Origin of the sequence: Fodinibacter luteus (genome assembly GCF_039541575.1) — a bacterium.
Lineage (GTDB): Bacteria > Actinomycetota > Actinomycetes > Actinomycetales > Dermatophilaceae > Fodinibacter > Fodinibacter luteus.
Window position 1 is genome coordinate 1 of record NZ_BAABGM010000035.1, and the last position, 1,287, is coordinate 1,287.

Consider the following 1,287-nt stretch of genomic DNA (forward strand, 5'->3'; position numbering starts at 1 on the left):
GGGATCATGACCGACACACTGGTGGGCGTGAGCCCACTGCGTAAGGCAGGCAAGAGGACGCTCACGCCCGAGGAGGCGGAGCGCGCCGCGGTCCGCGAGCTGGTCAAGGCCGCTCGCGCCAGGGGTGATGACCTAACCGGCCCTGACGGGCTGCTGAAGGCGATCACCAAGCAGGTCATCGAGGCCGCCCTCGAGGAGGAGATGACCGAGCACGTCGGGTACGACAAGCACGCGGTCGAGGGACGTAATGGCGGCAACTCGCGGAACGGGACACGGGCCAAGACGGTGTTGACCGACAACGCCGGCCCGGTCCAGGTCGAGGTGCCGCGGGACCGGGAGGGCAGCTTCGAACCGGTGATCGTCAAGAAGCGGCAGCGCCGCCTGTCCGATGTCGACGCGATCGTGCTGTCGTTGTACGCCCGCGGGTTGACCACCGGGGAGATCAGCGCGCACTTCGCCGAGATCTACGGGGCGTCGGTGTCCAAGGACACCGTCTCCAGGATCACCGAGAAGGTGATCGAGGACATGCAGGCCTGGTCTTCCCGGCCGCTGCAGCGGGTGTACGCGGCGGTCTTCATCGACGCCATCATGGTCAAGGTCCGTGACGGGCAGGTCGGCAACCAGCCGTTCTACGCCGCGATCGGGGTCGACCTGCACGGCCACCGCGACGTGCTCGGGCTGTGGGCCGGACACGGCGCCGGTGAGTCGTCGAAGTTCTGGATGAACGTGCTGACCGACCTGAAGAACCGGGGCGTGGCCGACGTGTTCTTCATCGTCTGCGACGGCCTGAAAGGGCTGCCGGACAGCGTGAACGCCGTGTTCCCGGACGCGATCGTCCAGACCTGCATCGTGCACCTGATCCGGGGCACCTTCCGGTACGCCTCCAAGCGGTACTGGCAGGCCATCGCCAAGGACCTGCGCCCGATCTACACCGCGCCCAACGCGACCGCGGCCTGGGCGGCGTTCGAGGAGCTCGAGGAGAAGTGGGGCAAGGCGTACCCGGCCATCCCCAAGCTGTGGCGCAACAGCTGGGAACAGTTCATCCCGTTCCTGGACTACGACGTCGAGATCCGCAAGGTGCTCTGCTCGACCAACGCGATCGAGTCGCTCAACGCACGCTACCGGCGCGCTGTCAACGCCAAGGGACACTTCCCCACCGAGCAGGCCGCGCTGAAGACGCTGTACCTGGTCACCCGATCCCTAGACCCCAAAGGGCTGGGGCAGGCACGATGGGTCACCCGGTGGAAGCCAGCCCTGAACGCCTTCGCCGTCACCTTCGCCGACCGG

1 protein-coding gene is annotated in these 1,287 nt (G+C 67.1%); it reads left to right on the forward strand.

The features are described 5' to 3' along the window. Window positions 1–6 precede the first annotated feature (6 nt). The coding region (locus tag ABD899_RS18840) for an IS256 family transposase (RefSeq protein WP_345208906.1) at window positions 7–1,287 on the forward strand (1,281 nt) is incomplete at its 3' end.